The 13,649-nt window shown below is 74.1% G+C and carries 11 protein-coding genes; 6 read left to right on the forward strand and 5 right to left on the reverse strand.

Annotation, left to right across the window (positions count from 1 at the left end; all coding sequences use genetic code 11):
- Positions 1-137 precede the first annotated feature (137 nt).
- Positions 138-1,466, forward strand: coding sequence for an aspartate aminotransferase family protein (locus HF519_RS26495; protein ID WP_211170623.1), 1,329 nt, complete (start codon positions 138-140; stop codon positions 1,464-1,466).
- 57 nt (positions 1,467-1,523) lie between these two features.
- Positions 1,524-3,134: a Na+/H+ antiporter gene (locus tag HF519_RS26500; protein ID WP_169415720.1), complete on the forward strand. Its 1,611-nt coding sequence runs from the start codon at positions 1,524-1,526 to the stop codon at positions 3,132-3,134.
- Between the two features lie 49 nt (positions 3,135-3,183).
- On the opposite strand, the gene HF519_RS26505 is transcribed toward HF519_RS26500, so the two are convergent.
- From HF519_RS26505 to HF519_RS33085, 5 genes are all read right to left on the reverse strand, one after another.
- Positions 3,184-4,683 carry a P-loop NTPase family protein gene (locus tag HF519_RS26505; RefSeq protein ID WP_169415721.1) on the reverse strand — a complete coding sequence of 500 codons (1,500 nt, stop codon included), beginning with the start codon at positions 4,681-4,683 and terminating at the stop codon, positions 3,184-3,186.
- A gap of 48 nt (positions 4,684-4,731) precedes the next feature.
- Positions 4,732-4,857 carry a hypothetical protein gene (locus tag HF519_RS32595; protein WP_281358656.1) on the reverse strand — a complete coding sequence of 42 codons (126 nt, stop codon included), beginning with the start codon at positions 4,855-4,857 and terminating at the stop codon, positions 4,732-4,734.
- A gap of 225 nt (positions 4,858-5,082) precedes the next feature.
- Entirely contained in the window at positions 5,083-5,268 is a 186-nt protein-coding gene (locus tag HF519_RS26510; RefSeq protein ID WP_169415722.1) for a DUF7455 domain-containing protein, read from the reverse strand.
- A gap of 1 nt (position 5,269) precedes the next feature.
- Positions 5,270-5,530 (reverse strand): hypothetical protein, encoded by a 261-nt coding sequence (locus HF519_RS26515; protein ID WP_169415723.1) that lies wholly within the window; start codon positions 5,528-5,530, stop codon positions 5,270-5,272.
- Between the two features lie 156 nt (positions 5,531-5,686).
- On the reverse strand, positions 5,687-8,203 hold the full coding sequence (locus HF519_RS33085) for an Hsp70 family protein (RefSeq protein WP_169415724.1): 2,517 nt from the start codon (positions 8,201-8,203) through the stop codon (positions 5,687-5,689).
- A 219-nt stretch (positions 8,204-8,422) separates the two neighbouring features.
- Here HF519_RS33085 and HF519_RS26525 point away from each other — a divergent pair, with 219 nt between their 5' ends.
- The 4 genes from HF519_RS26525 to HF519_RS33090 all read left to right on the forward strand — a co-directional run.
- Positions 8,423-9,196 (forward strand): sensor histidine kinase, encoded by a 774-nt coding sequence (locus HF519_RS26525; RefSeq protein ID WP_169415725.1) that lies wholly within the window; start codon positions 8,423-8,425, stop codon positions 9,194-9,196.
- Positions 9,187-9,852: a response regulator transcription factor gene (locus tag HF519_RS26530; RefSeq protein ID WP_169415726.1), complete on the forward strand. Its 666-nt coding sequence runs from the start codon at positions 9,187-9,189 to the stop codon at positions 9,850-9,852. Before HF519_RS26525 ends, HF519_RS26530 begins: the two co-directional genes overlap by 10 nt.
- A 90-nt stretch (positions 9,853-9,942) precedes the next feature.
- The gene (locus HF519_RS26535) at positions 9,943-11,316 is read left to right on the forward strand and encodes a hypothetical protein (protein ID WP_169415727.1); all 1,374 of its coding nucleotides are present in this window, start codon (positions 9,943-9,945) and stop codon (positions 11,314-11,316) included.
- On the forward strand, positions 11,313-13,649 hold a 2,337-nt coding region (locus tag HF519_RS33090), incomplete at its 3' end, for a sensor histidine kinase (RefSeq protein ID WP_169415728.1). The genes HF519_RS26535 and HF519_RS33090, both read left to right, overlap by 4 nt.

The raw sequence follows: 13,649 nt of genomic DNA on the forward strand, positions 1-13,649 counted from the left end.
CCCCGCGATCCGCACCGGCCCCGGCGCCCGCTCCGGTCGCGATCGCCCCGGCGTCCGCTCCGGCGGCCATCGAGCCGGCTCGCGTCCAGGCGCCGGCCGCGCCCGGCTCGTCCGCCCGCCCGCACGTCGCCACGGAGCTGCCCGGCCCGCGCTCGGCGCAGCTGCTGGCCCGCCAGGAGCAGCGGGAGTCCAACGCCCGGGTCTACCCGCGGCACTTCCCGTTCGCGATCGCCGAGGCGTCCGGGAGTCACATCCGTGACCTGGACGGCAACGTGTTCATCGACTTCCTGTCCGGCGCCGGCGTGCTGTCCCTGGGTCACAACCACCCGGAGGTCGTGGCGGCCGCGACCGAGCAGATGGGGATCCTCACCCACGGACTGGACATGCCGACCCCGGCCAAGGACGCCTTCACCGACGCCCAGCTGTCCATGCTGCCGGCCGGCATGCGGGACCGGATGAAGATCCAGTTCTGCGGCCCGACCGGCGCCAACGCCGTCGAGGCGGCACTGAAGCTGTGCAAGACCGCGACCGGCCGCAGCGACGTCGTCTCCTTCCAGGGCGGCTTCCACGGCAGCAGCCACGCCGCCATGGCCCTGACCGGCAACGTCTCGCAGAAGCGCGCGATCACCGGCGGCGTGCCCGGCGTGCACTTCTTCCCGTTCTCCTCGTGCAGCCGCTGCCCGCTGGCGCTGGACCCCGAGACCTGCCAGACCAACTGCGTCAGCTTCCTCGAGCGTGCCCTGCGCGACCCCAACGGCGGGCTGACCCTGCCGGCCGCGGTGATCATGGAGATGGTGCAGGGCGAGGGCGGGGTCATCCCGGCCCGCAAGGAGTTCGTGCAGCGCGTCCGGGCGCTGACCCGCGAGCTGGGCATCCCGCTGATCGTCGACGAGGTGCAGACCGGCTGCGGGCGCACCGGCTCCTGGTTCGCGTTCGAGCAGTACGACATCGAGCCCGACGTGATCATCGCGTCGAAGGCACTGAGCGGGATGGGCCTGCCCGTCGCGATCGTCCTCTACGACGAGAAGCTCGACGTCTGGAAGCCCGGCGCGCACACCGGCACCTTCCGCGGCAACCAGTTGGCCTTCGCCGCCGGCGCCAAGGCCGTCGAGATCGTCCGACGCGACGACGTGCTGGGCAACGTGCGGGCCCGGGGCGAGCAGATCGGCGCGCGGCTGGCGGGACTGGCCACCCACCCCGGCGTGCTCGAGGTCCGCGGCAAGGGCCTGATGTGGGGCATCGAGCTCACCGCCCCCGGTGATGGGCGCACCGTCACCGAGCTGGCCGAGGACGTGCAGGCCCGCGCTCTGCGCAGCGGCCTGATCGTCGAGCTCGGCGGGCGGGACGACTGCGTCGTCCGGATGCTACCGCCGCTCAACGTGACCGCCGAGGTCGTCGACATCGCGCTGTCGATCCTGCTGCACGCCATCGAGGGCGCCTACGTCGGGGCCGCCCGCGCCGCCTGATCCCAACCCGCCCGCCGAATGCCGGCACCGGTTCCCGGTGCCGGCATTCAGCGGGTGATGTCGTCACCGCAGGGGAAGCCCTCCCACGTGCCGACCCAGGTGTTCCTCGTCGCGGTGGTGCTGGCGGTCGCGGTGCTACTCGGCCGGCTGCTGACCGGCCGGCTCGGGGTGCCCGACGCGGCCGCCTATGTGGTGATCGGCGTCGCGGCCGGGTTCATCCCCGGCCTGCCCCAGCTGCGGCTGTCGCCGGACCTGGTCCTGCTGCTGTTCCTGCCTCCGCTCATCTACTACGCGGCCTTCTTCAGCGACCCCCGCGAGACGCTCGACCACCTCGTCCCGGTGATCGGCCAGTCGGTGGGGCTCGTACTGGCCACCGCGATGGCCGTGGCCGGAACACTACTGGCGATCTTCCCCGACATCGGGTGGGCTGCGGCGATCGCGTTCGGGGCGGCGATCGCCCCACCCGACCCGGTGGCGGCCACCACCGTGCTGCAACGGCTGGGCGCGCCACGGCGCCTGGTCACGGTGCTCGAGGGGGAGGGGCTGGTGAACGACGGCGTGGCGTTGACGCTCTTCGCGGTCGCGGTGCAGAGCGTCGGAGCCTCCCTCTCCCCCGTCGACGTCGGGCTCCTGGTGGTGCTCCAGGTGGGCGGTGGGATCGGCATCGGCCTCGTCGTCGGCGTCGTGATCGCGTGGCTGCGCAAGCAGATCCGTGACACGCCGAGCCAGGTGGTGTTGTCGCTGGCCACGCCGTACCTGGCGTTCGTGCCGGCCCACCTGGTGCACGCCTCGGGTGTGCTGGCGACGGTGACCGCGGCGGCCTGGCTGGGCACCCGGGGCCGGGGGGTCGTCGCCCCGACGTCCCGACTGCAGACCGAGACGTTCTGGCGAGCGCTCAACGTTCTGCTCGTCGCGCTGCTGTTCGTGCTGCTCGGCCTGCAGGTGCCCGGGATCGTCGCCGTGGTGAACGACTATCCGCTCGGCACCCTGGTACTCGCCGCGGCCGCCGTGGTCATCGTCGCGGTCGTCGTGCGGCTCGGTTGGGTGTTGCTCGTCCTGCCGTTGGTTGCCCGGCTGCTCCGTGACGATGTCACGGCCGACATGTCCTGGCGTGAACGCGCGGTCCTCGGCTGGTGTGGGCCGCGCGGTGCGGTGTCGCTCGCGGTCGCGCTGTCCATCCCGCTCACCACGGCATCCGGGGCACCGTTTCCGCGTCGCGATCTGCTGCTCTTTCTCACCGTGGTCGTCGTACTCGCCACGCTCGTCGGGCAGGTGGTGCCGCTGCCCGCCGTGCTGCGCCTGCTGAGGCTCTGTCCCGGCGAACGCGAGCGGACCGAGGGACTGCGGGCCAGAAGAGCCGCGGTGGACGCGGCGCTGCGGGAACTCGACGGCATCGCGGCACGGGACGAGCGTGACCCCACCGGCGCGGAAGCGCTGCGGCAGGTGCTCGAGCTGCGGCGCGACCGGCTGCGCAGCCAGCTCGACGTCGAGTCCGGCACCGCCACCGACGTCCAGCCCGACGAGCGGAGCCTGCGGTTGCAGCTGCTCGAGGCCGAGCGCCGGACGCTGCGCCGCCTCTACGACCAGGGGGAGATCTCCGGGCGGACCATGGTCGAGGTCAGCCAGGAGCTCGACCTCGACGAGGCCCGGCTGCGCGGCGCGGAGTGACCGGCCACGTCGCCGGCAGACCGAGCGCCATGAGTACGGAGGCGGTGGGTCAGGCTGCGGGGGCGCCGGGGCCGAGCAGGGTGAGGGCCTGGCGGCGCAGCGCCGCGAGGTCGTCGTCCGGGCCGGCGGCGGGCCGGGCGGGTCGTCCCGGCTCGCGGGGAGGCGGGGTCGGCCGCTGGCGCTCCGCGGTGCGGGTGGCGCACTCGTCGCGCAGCTGCTGCTGGCCGTACCGCAGCGCGTCCCGGGTGTGCTTGCCCGCGCTGAGCAGGAAGCCGTCGGTGCAGTGCCGGACCAGCGCCTTCGCCTGTCCGCGGCGCTTGTCGAGCTGGCGCTTGCGCTCGCCGCTCAGCGCGGCGCCGCACATCAGCAGACCGGCCACGGCGGCGGCGGCGGCGATGACCCACATCGGGATGTTCAGCCCCGCGTACCGGGGCAGGATCAGCGTCATCATGGCCCCGCCGTAGGACGACATGAGCAGCGTCCGGCCCCGGGCCGCGAGGGGTCCGCGATCGGCGGCGGGGGGGTCGCGCGGCGGCAGGTGCGCGAGCAGATCCGGCGGGTCCGGCAGCACGACCGGCCGCAGTGCGGCGCCCGGAGGCAGGCCGATCTGCTCGGCCAGCGATGCCGCCACCTGCGCGGCCCGCTCGCCCAGCAGGGCGTGGGTCTGGCGGGCCTCGTAGGTCAGCCGGTCCCGCAGCCAGTCGTCGAACACGTCCCAGTTGCGGACGGGATCGCCCTCGTCGATGGCCCGTTCGGCCTCGGCGACGACGCCGCGAACCCGGGTCCGCAGATCGAAGTCGATGTCGGAGGCCGCGGCCGCGAACCCGTCGGCGAGGACCTGCTGCCAGCGGGCGCGGTCGGCGGGGGCCGGTGCGGAGGTGGGGGGACGGGTGTCCGGCCGGGGCCGCGGTGCGGTCTCCAACGCGGAGACGGCCCCGAGGACGTGGTGGGCGATGGTGCGCGCCGTGGCGGCCTCCGCCTGCTCGGTGATCTCGCGCAGCCGCTCGGCCAGGGCGGGGATGCCGGAGGCCGCGATCATCGCGCGGTCGCCGGCGAGGGTGGCGTGGGCGTACAGGTGTGTCGAGACGGCGAACGGATCGGCCCGGATGCCGCAGGTCTGCAGGAGATCGAGGTCGGCCTCGAGCACGTCGCGCCACCGCGGGTGCAGATCGGTCTTCGTGAGCGCGAACAGCACGGTCGGGGAGCGGCGGTGCAGGGCGTGCAGGTGGTCGAGTTCGGGGGCGGTCAGTGGTCGGGCGGCGTCGGAGACGAACACCACCGCATGGGCGGCCGGCCCGGGGTCCTCGGTGAGGACCGGGCCGGCCGTCCGTGCCGCGGTGCGCACCAGGGCGTCGACCACTGAGGTCGCGCCCTGGTGCGCACCGCCGGTGACGAGCACGGTGACGGGCCGCGCGTGCAGCAGGCTCCGGGCCCCGGTCAGCCGCTCGGCGATGTCCAAGCGCCCGCCGGCGCGGGCCGTGCCGATGGCCGAGTCCAGGATGTCCTGGGGCCGGGTGAAGGCCGGGCCCGGCGCCTGCTGCACGCTCATCACGCCTCCTCCACCTGTGCCCGCATCGGGCCTGCTCCGGATCGTCGGTCAGGACCAGCTGCAGTCGTAGTCCTCGCTGTAGTCGTCGTCACTGTCGCCGGAGTCGTCCCAGCTGGCCGTCTCGTCCCAGTCGAAGTCGTCGTCGCAGGTCCAGTCGTCGCAGTAGTCCGACATGATGTCCTCGTTTCCTCTCGGAATGGGCGGCGAACTGCTCTTCGCCATTTCGAACCCGCAACAAGAATGCCGAACGAAAATGGTCGGAGCCATCGAGGAAACCCCCGGGAAATCGGGAGCGATCCCCCGTATCCGAGGTGGGGGTAACCCGCTGTCGGGCCCGTTCCCCGGACAGAGATCGAGCCCGGTCGGAGATCCGGCCGGGCTCGGGATGCGGGATGGGTCTCAAGGATCGGTACTCAGTGCGGCGCCGACGGCACGCAGCCCGGCCTCGTGGACCCGGGCATGGTGGCCGCAGAACAGCAGCTCGCCACCGTTCGTCAGGATGGCCCTGAGCTGCGCGGCGGCTCCGCAGCGGTCGCACCGGTCGAGCCGGGTGAGCGCCGGGGCGGGCAAGGTCGTGGTGGTCATGTCACGCCGCCTCGAGGATCGCGCGCCCGCTCGGGGTGAGTCGGGCGGGGCCGGGCCGGGGGCCGGCGGCCATGATCAGCCCGGCGCCGGCGAGTCGGGCGCCCACGAACTGGTCGCAGCAGCCCAGGCCGTCGATCATCAGTGAATGACCGGAACCGTCCGGCATCACGCAACGGCCCGCGGCGACGGCCCGCAGAACGGCCCGATCCCGGTGGCTGATCGGGGTCGAAATCATCGGGGTCGGGGTCATCGTCGTGGTCATTGTCTGCTCCTCCCGGTTCGAATCTCCGGTCTTGTCGTCCGGTGGTTTCTCGAACCATTGAAGGATGCTGCGGACAGGGCCGTGGAACCATCACGCTGTCCCTACGAGCGCCCGGGTGAACCCGCCGGCTCAGGTAGGGAGCACCCCCCCGCGGCGTCAGCCGGCCAGGTCGAGGACGCTCAGCGTGCCCGCATCGAGGTTGGTCACGTACGCCTGCTGGCCGTTGGGCAGCACCGCGACGCTCGTCGGGGCGGCCCCGGTCGGGATCGTCGCGGTGACCTGGAAGGTCTCGGCGTTGATCACCGAGACGGTGTTGTCGGTGAGGTTCGCGGTGTAGGCGAAGCGTCCGTCGGGGGCCCAGGTGATCTCCTGGGGATTCTTGCCCACGGGAATGGTGGCGATCACCTTCTGCGTGTTGGTGTCGATCATCGTCACCGACGCCGAGTCGTAGTTGACGTTCGCCACCAGGGGCCGGGTGGGGTGCACCGCGAGGCTGTGCGGACTGGTCTGGACCGGGACCTGGGCGAGGACGGTTCCGGATGCCACGTCCAGGACCGAGATGACGTTCGACTCGTGGTTGGCCGTGTACGCGCGGGTGCCGTCGCGGGAGAACTCGATCCAGTGCGGGTTCGGCGCCACCTTGATCTCACCGACGACCGCGTTGGTCCCCGTGTCGATCACCGAGACCGTGCCGGAGTCGTGGTTGGGCACGTAGAGGCGCTTGCCGTCCGGGGTCACCGCTCCCAGGAACGGGCGGGTGCGCACGGGGATGGTCGCGATGACCGAGTTCGTGGTCGTGTCCAGCACGGCCACGTCCGCGATGGTGCGGGCGTCGTTCCAGATGCTGACGTAGACCCGGCGCCCGTCGGGGGAGAACGTGAGGTACTGCGGCGGGCCGGACGGGATCGGGATTCTGGCGGTCACCTTGTTGACCGCGGTGTCGATCACCGTCACCACGCCCGCGCCGCGACCGGCGACGTAGGCCTGCTTGCCGGTGGGCGAGACCGCCGCGAAGCCGGGAGTGCCCCCGACCTCGATCGTGGGACCGATCGTCGGGATGGGCACGCTCGCGGCGGGAGCCGCCGGCTGTGCGGGTGCGGGGTTCTGCGGCGCCGGCTCGGGCGCGGCGGGGGCCGAGGCCCCCGGCGCCTCGGGTGCCGAATCGGAGAAGAACCGGTTCACCCCCAGGTAGACGCCCCCGGCGATCAGCGCGAGCAGCACGACGACCGCGGTGGACACGGCGAGCACCCGGCGTCGCCCGCCGCCGGTGTCGTCGCTCAGCGGCGGGGGCGCGGCAGGAGGCGGCCCGCCACGGCCGCCCGCTGCGGGTGGGGCCGGCGAGTGCCCCGGTCCGGGCGGCCACGCCTGGTGGGGCGGCCCGCCCGGACCCGGTGGACGCGTCGGCGGCGGGTCCACCGTGGACGGTGCCGCTCCCGGGGGAGTGGCAGCGGTCTGCTCCACGGTCGCGGGGGCGGCGACCGCCGCGGCGGCCAAGGTCCCGCCCGCGCCCGCGCCGTTGCGCGCGTCCCGCTGCGCCGGGATGGTCTCCGGCGTGACCGCATCGGGGGCCATCCGGGGTGGGCCACCCGGCGGCGCCCCGGCGCCCGGCGTCGCAGGTGTCCCGGCGAGGGCGGCCGCCCCGAGGGCGACGGCGTACTTGGGGTGCGCGTCCACCACGGTCGGGCGCCCCAGCGCGTCGGAGATCATCCGGGCGATGAGGGGGATGCGGGACGATCCCCCGACCAGCAACACCGCGCTGAGCTGCTCGGGGGCGACCTGCGCCGAGCGCAGCGTGCGGGACAGCGTGCCGATCGTGGACTCGATCGGCGCCCGCACCATGTCCTCGAAATCCGAGCGGGCCAGCCGCACGTCGAAGTGCCGGCCGGGCAGGAAGACCGGGATGGTGGTCTCGGTGTCGATGGAGAGGGCTTCCTTGGCCAGCACACAGTCCTGACGCAGCCGGGCCAGCGCGACGGCGGTCTGGGGGTCGCTCATGTCGAGCTCGGCGAGCGCCCCGCCCGCGGTGTAGTTGACGTAGGACAGGATCGCCTCGTCGAAGTCGACGCCGCCGAGCCGCTCGATGCCCTCCGGCGTGCCGAGGATCTCGATGCCACCCGGGTGCTTGCGCAGCACCGTCGCGTCGAAGGTACCCCCGCCCAGGTCGTACACCGCGATCACGTCGCCGTCGCCGAGCTGCCGGGACGCGGCGTAGTGGGCGGCGGCGGCCTCGGGCTCGGTGACCATCCAGGGAGCGCTCAACCCGGCCAGCTGCGGGACCTCCTCGAACAGCTCCCGGCGGAACGGCCCCCAGTTGGCGGGGTGGGTCAGCACGACACGGTCGGGCACCGCGCCCTCGGTCTCGCCGACCCGCGCGACGACGTCGTGCAGAAGCGCGCCCAGCAGCGCGGTGACGGCGTAGGGGCTACCCCCGAGCATCACCGGGGTGGGGTCGCCGAGCCGGCGCTTGAACTCGCGGCCGACCCGGTCGGGGCTGCTGACCGCCCGTCGTGCCGCGGCGTCTCCGGAGACCAGCGTGCTGTCCTCGCGCAGGTAGACCACGGCGGGCGTGACGACCGTGCGGTCACCGAGAGTGAACATCTCGACCCCGGAGGCGCGCGCGATCGCGGCCGCGACGAACGTCGTGCCGAGGTCCACCCCGAGGCTGTAGCTCACAGGTGCCTCCCCCTGAGACGGCACTCATGGTAACGAGAATCACAGAGTCGATCGATAGCCGCGCGCAGCGGACCCCGACGAAGTCGGGCTGCCGCAATGCGTCGTTACGGCTCGGCGGCACGGCGTTGGGCCGAACGGCCGACACGGCGGGGGTAAACCCCACCGCGAGGTGGGGGATGCCCCATTCCCGTGGGGCACCACGAGGCGCACGCTGCAGACATGATGCTCGAGCCTGCGCACCGCGCCGGCGACGCTCCCCGCACCGCCCCCGAGCAGGACACGCCCGGATCCCCGTCGTCCGCCGCGAGCCTCCCGAACGCCCCCGCCGACCCGCCGGCCGCCGCTGCACCGGCCGAGGCCGGGCCCCCGACCCGGCTGCAGGAACCGGCACGCGACGCCCGCCGCCGCAAGGAACGCGAACAGTGGCTGCGCCGACGGCGCCTCGAACGCCAGCTGCACGACGGCGCGGCGCTGCGGATCTCCGCGCTCGTCCTGCAGCTCGGGCTGTTCCGGCACCGGGTCCCCGCCGGGGAGCCCGACCTGCACGCCTCCATCGACGGTCTGCAGGACGAGCTGCACGCCGTGCTGCAGGAGCTGCGCGACGTCGCCGGGAAGATCTACCCGCCGTTGCTGGACGAGGCCGGGCTGGGCCCGGCCCTGCGCGAGGTCACCGAGCGGGTCCACAGCAGGGTTCGCATCACCGCGCCGGACGAGCGCTTCGGCCCGGCGGCCGAGGGCGCCGCGTACTTCGCGGTCGTCAACTGCCTCGACATCCTGACCGCCGACGCGCCGCCGGTCGAGGTGACCGTCCGTCGCGACGGCGCCGAGCTCACCGTCCAGGTGGCCGGGATGGACGTCCGGCACGCCGAACTGATGCACGACCAGGTCCGGTTGCTCGGCGGGACCGTCGAGATCTCCGCCCTCCCGGCCCCGTCCGCCACCGGCGGCGAACCCGGCCCCGGCACGATCACCGCGAGGATCCCATGCGAGTAGCGCTGGCCGAGGACGGTGCCCTGTTCCGCGAGGGGCTGCTGATGCTGCTGCAGGCGGCGGGGCACGAGGTCGTCGGGTGCACCGCGGGCGGTGACGAGCTGGTCGAACTGCTCACGACCCAGCCGGCCGACGTCGCGATCCTCGACATCCGGATGCCGCCCGAACCCGACGGCGGCCTGGTCACCGCGGAACGGCTGCGCGCGGCCCACCCCGAGATGGGGCTGCTGTTCCTGTCGCACTACGCCGAGTCGCACTACCTGATGCGCATCCTGCAGATCGGCACCGAGGCCATCGGCTACCGGCTCAAGGAGAAGGTGGGCAGCGTCGACGTCCTCACCGACACGCTGACCCGGATCGAGAGCGGCGAGATCGTCATCGAGCCGGTGCTGGCCAAACGGCTCGTCGAGCGGCCGCGGGGCGACAAGAAGGGGGTGATCGCGTCGCTGTCCGAGCGGGAGCTCGACGTGCTGCGGCTGATGGCCGAGGGCCGTTCGAACAACGGGATCGCCGGGCAGCTGTTCGTCACCCCGAAGGCGGTCGAGAAGCACATCGCGAACATCTTCGCCAAGCTCGGGCTGCACACCGACACCGCCGAGCACCACCGCCGGGTGCTGGCGGTGCTGACCTACCTCCGGTCCCAGCGCGACGGCGACTGAGCCGGGACGAGGCTTGGCGCGGTCCACCGGGCGTCCTAGCGTGGTCGCGTTCGACCCGGACGGGATCCGGGCGGGGACCGATGGTGCGCGATGAGCCCTACGATCGTGGCGCGACTGGTGCGCCTGCTGCTGGTCGGCTGCTGGGTGGCCGCCGTGTTCATCGTCGTGGTGCAGGGCGGTGGCCTCCTGCAGGGCGCCGAGCAGGCCGCGGTGCTGCTGCCGTTCGCCGCCGCCGCGCTGGCCACGATCGGGCTCGGCGTCGTGCTGCCCCGCATCGACCGGGTCGTCGGGCGGCTGACCCATCACCGTGAGGTGACCGCGTACTCCGCGCTCGCAGAGGCGGCGGCGCGGATCCGGGCCGGCTCGCTGGAGCAGGCCCTGCCCGGCCTCGCACAGGTCCTCGCCGACGGGACCGGGGCGAGCCGCGCCGTGCTGTGGCTCGCCGTCGAGGACCGGCTGGTCAGTGCCGCCGCCCAGCCACCCGACGACCCCGCCGCCGGGCCGGCGAGCGTCGAGAACCTCGCGGTGCTGCTCGCCCGGCCGGACACCGACCACGTCGTCCCGGTGCTGGACGGGGCGGTGCTGCGCGCGGCGCTGGCGATCGGGAAGCCGGGCGCCGCGATCACGCCGGCGGACCAGCGGCTGATGCAGGACGTCGCGAACGGCGCCGGGCTGCTGCTGCGCGGGGTCGCGCTCAACGCCGCGCTGGCCGAGCGGGTGCGCCGCGCCGACACCCTCGCCGCGGAGCTGCAGGCGTCCCGGCAGCGGCTGGCGCGGGCCCGCGAGGTCGAGCGCCGCCGGCTCGTCATGGAGCTCTCGCACGCCACGACGGACCGGCTGGCCGCGCTGCGGGCCGAGGTGGCCGCGGCGCGAGCCGGCCTCGACGACCGGCCGGAGCGGGCCGAGGCCGCCCAGGAGGCGCTGGTCCGGGCCCGCACCGGACTCGACGAGCTGCTCGACCGGTTCCGGGTGATCGCCCGCGGGGTCTACCCGGCGGTGCTGCGTGACCAGGGCCCGTCCGGGGCGCTCGACGAGCTGGCCACGGATCTGCCCCGGCCGGTGCGGCTGACCGGAGACCTGGCCCGGCGGCTGGCCTGGGAGATCGAGTCCGGGATCTACTACCTCGCCGCGTCGGCGATGCAGGAGCTCGCCGGCAGGCCGGCCGAGCGCGCGCTGCTGGTGCATCTCGAGCACACCGACGGCCGGGTGAGCCTGCACATCCAGGACCCGCCGGACCCGACCGACCCGGCGCCGGTCACGGCGGCGCGGCTGCGCACCGCCCTGGCCGACGACGTCGAGCGGTTCGCCGCGCTGGGCGGCGCCGTGGAGCTGACCGACGCGGGTGGCCCCGACGGCCCGGGCGCCGGTGGGCCGACCGCTGCGGTGCAGGTGCGCGCATGGCTGCCGGACCGGCTGGAGCCGCTGGTGGAACCGGATGCGGGGGCGGAGGCGGTGGCGCGGTGAGCGGGTCCCGGTCCTCCGGAGGTCTCGCGTCGGCGGGGTACGTGCTGCTGCTCACGGTCTGCGCCGCCGTGTCGGTCGCGTGGCTCGCGATCGGCGCGGTGGTCGCCGTCGTGGCCTACGCGCCCGGGGCGGCGGCGGCGCTCACCGACGCTGCGGCGCAGGGCGATCTCTGGGCCCGGGGCGTTCTCGACGCGGCGGCGGGCAGCGAGCCGCTCGGCCAGGCCGTGCTCGACTACGCGTTCAGCCTGCTCAGTCTCGTCGTCGCGGCCCTGCTGCTGGTCTCCGGCGGGCGGAGCTGGTCGATGCGGCTGCTGGTCATCGCCATGGTCGGGTCGGCCGGAGCGTTCAACCTGCAGGCGCACGCCGCGGCGGTCGCCGTGCAGACGGCCACCGGCCTGTCGATGGGCGGCCTGCACCAGGTGCTGCTGCACGGCGTCGCGTGTGCGGCCTACATCCTCGCGCTGCTCCTGTTCCCCGCGGGCCGGGACGTCGGCCGGGGGTCGGGGTTCGCCCGTGCGGTGCTCGTCGCGGCCGGTGCCGGCACCCTGCTCGTCGTCGGGTTCGGCACCGCTCTGCTCCCGCACAGCCTGAGCTGCGTGCTGTTCTTCGGCTTCCTGGTGCCACAGGTGGGCCTGATCGCGCTCCCGCGCCGGATCCGTGCAGGCGCGACCGCGGAGCAGCGCACCCAGGCGCGGTTGCTGTTCAGCGTGCTCGTGGCCGCCAGCGTGATCGCGGCGGTGCTCGGCCTCATCACGCTGATGCTGTGGTTGCTGGACTGGCCCGGTCTGGTCCTCATCGACCCGACGGCGTCCTCGATGGGCGAGGGCGGCGGCGAGCCGACGGGGTTGCTGTTCTGGTTCGCGCGGCTGGCGTCGGTGGCGATCGCCGGTGCCGTCCTGGTGGCCGCCCGGCGGACCGGGCTGTGGACCGCGGAGCGGTTGTTCAGCCGGGGGCTGGCCGCGGCGCTCGTGGTGGCCCTGGCCGGGGGCGGCTACGTGCTGGTCGAAGCGCTCGCCGGATTCCTGATCGACACCGAGTCCGCGGGCGGCGCGTTCGCGGTGGCGGCGCTCACCACCGTGCTGGCCGCGCTGGTGTTCCTGACCCTGCAGGTCCGGGCGGAACGGGTGGTCGACCGCCTGTTGTACGGGACCCGGCCGACCCCCTACAGCGTGCTCGCCGGGATCGCCGAGCTGTCGCACTCGACCGCGACCGACGAGCCGGACCTGGCCGGGGTCGCCGAGGCGGTCGGCCGTGGCCTGGGCGCGGGCACCTGCCGGCTCACCGTGTTCCGGCCCGGGCTGCGCGACCGCACCTACACCTGGGTCGCGTCCGGGCCCGGAGCCGCCGATCACGACGCCGACGATCTGGTCGAGGTGCCCGTCCGCCAGGGCGAGGAACACGTCGGTGCGATCGCGGTGGACCGCGGCGCGGTGGCGGGGCTGCACGCCCAGCGTGACCACCTGCTGGAGGACATCGCCGACAGCCTCGGCGTGGTCCTGCAGGCGAGCCGGTTCGGGATCGAGCTCGAACGCCAACTGCGGGCGGCACTCGCGCACGCCGGCAACATCGCCGCCTCGCGCCGGCAGGCCGTCGCGGAGATGGACAGCGAGCGGCGGCGGATCGAACGGGACCTGCACGACGGCGCGCAGCACCACCTGGTGTCGCTGCGGCTGACCCTCGGCCTGGTCGAGCACCAGGTCGGGACCGGGCAGTTCGAGCAGGCTCGCGACCGGCTGGATCAGATCACCGGGCAGATCGGCACCGCCGAGATGGTGCTGGCCGAGACCGCGACCGGGGTGTCGTCCCCGCTGCTCGCCGACCGGGGCCTGGTCGCGGCGCTGGAGGTCGAGCTCGGCGGCGGACACCCGCCGGTCGCTGTGGACACCGACGGACTCGGGACGGGCCGGCGGTTCCCCGCCGACGTCGAGGCCGCCGTGTACTTCTGCTGCCTGGAGTCGGTCAACAACGCGCGCAAGCACGCGCCCGGGGCGTCCGTGGGCGTTCGGCTCGCGACCGTCGACGGTGCCCTGCACTTCACCGTGCGCGACGACGGGCCGGGCTGGGACCAGGGGGCGGCCGCGGGCTCGCCGGGTCGCGGGATGCGCAACCTGACGGCCCGGATCGCCGCGGTCGGGGGCCGGATCACGGTCCGCTCCGCGCCCGGGGCCGGGACGACGATCACGGGCACGGTCCCGTTGCCGGCCGGGGATGCCGGCGCTCCCGGCACCCTCCGAGCCGGCGCCCGAACGACCGGCGCCCGCACCCCCGACGTTCACACAACCGGCGCTCTCCCTGCCGACGCCCGAGCGGCCGATGCCCGCACGTCCGACGTC

It is taken from the genome of Pseudonocardia bannensis (assembly GCF_012911875.1).
Classification (GTDB): Bacteria; Actinomycetota; Actinomycetes; order Mycobacteriales; family Pseudonocardiaceae; genus Pseudonocardia; species Pseudonocardia bannensis.